Here is a 2875-nt window from a genome sequence, read left to right as displayed (position 1 = left end):
TACTTCTTGGTCATGGAATATTCCTCAATAGGTGTAGTTTCACCTATTGAGGTGTCCGGGACTATTAGACCAGCTCAGTCTGCTGAAGATTAAGTGTGGGAGCGAGCTTGCTCGCGATAGCGGAGGCTCAGACAAATAGTGCTGGCATGTGTCTCTTGCTCTTGCTCATGCTCTTGCTCTTGCTCTTGCTCTTGCTCTTGCTCTTGCTTTTGATCTTGATCTTGATCTGGATGCCCCGTTAAACCACGCTGGCCGAACGCAGGTATTGCGCAGTGGGCACCTCGGCATGGATGCCGAGGTAGCCGCGCTGGGCCATGGATGGCCCTTCGCGGCGGCCCACGGAGCAATGCCGGAGTGAGGGCACACCGAGCCTAGGCGAGGTGCCGAGTGGTGGGGCAGAAGCGTTTTGGTTACTTTTGCGCTTCTCAAAAGTGACCCGCTGTAAGAGCGGAACCATAAGTAGCCGTTACCTGAATAACGGATATACACACCATCACCACCATCACCACCATCACCAACACCGTCTTATACAACTCAGACGTTAAAGCGGAAGTGCCCCTTTCCTTCGGCTTCCACAAACCACCGGTCGAACTCTGCTCATGCCAACGCTGGGGCGGCGTGCAAATCCTTACTGCTCTACTAGAGTGACGAATCCAACACCCGTTAAAGGATTAACCCATGGCAACCAGCGATAGCACGATGGCAAATACCCATACCGTGATAACTGGCCCGGGCACTGTCCAGGTCGCCCTCACCGGCCAGTTCGATAATAACCAGAGCATCATTATCCAACCGGACGGCAAGATATTGGTTGGAGGCTATACCGAGTACCTGGCATGGGGATACCCCGGAGCGCCAGGTGAGGAAAGCTACGGTTACGAACAGAAGCATTCCGTTGTCCGGCTAAACGCCGATGGTAGCCTCGACACCAGCTTCCATGAAGGTGGCATCGACATCGTACCTGCTGCGATAGCCCCGGCGTCGCGCTACGAGCTGACGGCGGTGCAGACCGATGGCAAGGTGCTTGTCGCCGTTGCGTTGAACACCGGCGTACAGGTGGAGCGCTTCAACAGCGACGGGACGCGCGATGCCAGCTTTGGCCAAAATGGCGCTATTACGGTCGACATCAGCCACGACTTCAAGGACATCGACCTGACGGCGAATACGGATGGCACATTCCAGGTCAGCGCCCGTGGATTTGATCAGGCCACAGTGACAAGGATCGGCAATGACGGCACTTTCGTCGATGGCTTTGGCGAAAATGGCGTGCTGACTGTCAAGATTCCCGAAGACGCTTACTACAACGGAGGGATTTCTACTGCGGTGCAGGCAGATGGAAGTGTTGTGGTCGGGGCTGCATACAATGCCGCCGGCGTGGGTGATCCGACGTACACCCTACAGCGCTTCAACCCCGACGGTCAGCTGGATACCCGCTTCGGTGATGATGGTGTCCTCTCCTTGAACGCTGCCATGGGTTTTGGCGAAGACTCCGTGGTCACCGTACAGGCTGACGGCAAGATTATCGTGATGGGTCATGGCGAAGGCGAGGCTTTGGCTACTCTCGCACGGCTTAACGCTGATGGCTCCTTCGATGCCAGCTTTGGCTCCATGGGTAGGGTGACCTTCGAGGCCGACACGCCTGTGGCGTTGACGGTACAAGACGATGGCAAGATCCTCGCCGCGGGCACGAGCAACGGAGATTTCAGCGTCATCCGTTTGAACGCGGATGGCAGTGTGGATACCGGCTTCGGCAGCCAGGATGGCAAACTCCATGTGGACGGATACGCCGGCGAAGAAATCCTGCAGGGGAGCGATGCCGCTGAAATCATCCACGGCTTGGCGGGTGATGATGTGCTCCAAGGCAACGGCGGACGCGACGTTCTGCAGGGAGGCGCTGGCGCTGACATTTTCCGCTTCACCGAACTGAACGACAGTTTCCGCACGACCACGCAAAACAACAGCGACCGGGTCATGGACTTCGACGCCTCTCAGGACCGCAGCGACCTGATTGGCCTGGGCTTCACCGGCATTGGCGACGGCCATGGCGGCACCTTGGCTGTCATGGCAAGCTCAGACGGCACTCGCACCTACCTCAAGAACTACGACGCGGATGGCTCTGGACAGCGGTTTGAACTGATCTTGGACGGCAACCTGTCGGGGCAATTGGACAGCTCTAACGTGGTGTTCACCGCACCCACTGTCGAAGGGACGTCTGGTAAAGACACGATGACCGGTTCTGCCTTGTCGGAAATCATCTATGGCCTGGATGGCAATGACCGTATCAACGGCGGTGCTGGCGCTGATGTCATCATCGGTGGCGCGGGCGCAGACCGTCTCAACGGCGGAGATAGAACCGACATTTCGTTGTGGACAGATAACCGTGAAAACGCCGACGTGTTCCGCTATCTCTCTACCGAGGACAGCTATCGTACGGACAGCCATAGCTTTGCCGATCTTATCGAAGGCTTTACCGTTGACGACAAGATCGATGTATCGGCCCTGGGCTATACCGGCTTCGGAGAGGGTACGGGTACTACGCTGGAGATGGTTTATAACAACGAACTGGACCGCACTTACCTGAGGGATGTGGAGGCGGATGCACAAGGCCACCGATTCCAGGTCGGGCTTGCTGGGGACTGGCGAGAAAGCCTTGATGAGGATGACATGATCTTTGCTCCCGACGCCGAGATAGGGCTGATCGGGGTAGCGCCCGAGGCCGATCCAGGGCATTTATTGACCTGACGTCGGCTCCAGACGGTCGCGTTGCCGCCAGTTGCTGGCCAGCGATGGGGGCTGAGGCCATTTATAGGCACCAATTCCCGTCGGGCCACAACAGGGCGCGCAGTGAGCGGGCAAGGCTAACCGCCGCAGACAT

The 2875-nt window shown here is 57.5% G+C and carries 1 protein-coding gene; it reads left to right on the top strand.

Annotated features, from left to right (window positions below; genetic code table 11):
• Positions 1-678: 678 nt before the first annotated feature.
• A complete protein-coding gene (locus HGO40_RS30340; RefSeq protein WP_250966043.1) occupies positions 679-2742 on the top strand; it encodes a calcium-binding protein in 2064 nt (687 codons plus the stop codon).
• Positions 2743-2875: the final 133 nt, after the last annotated feature.

It is taken from the genome of Pseudomonas sp. CG7 (assembly GCF_023701885.1).
Classification (GTDB): Bacteria; Pseudomonadota; Gammaproteobacteria; order Pseudomonadales; family Pseudomonadaceae; genus Aquipseudomonas; species Aquipseudomonas zanjanensis.
The sequence above is the reverse complement of the archived record's forward strand: the minus strand, read 5'-3'. Positions and strand labels throughout refer to the sequence as shown.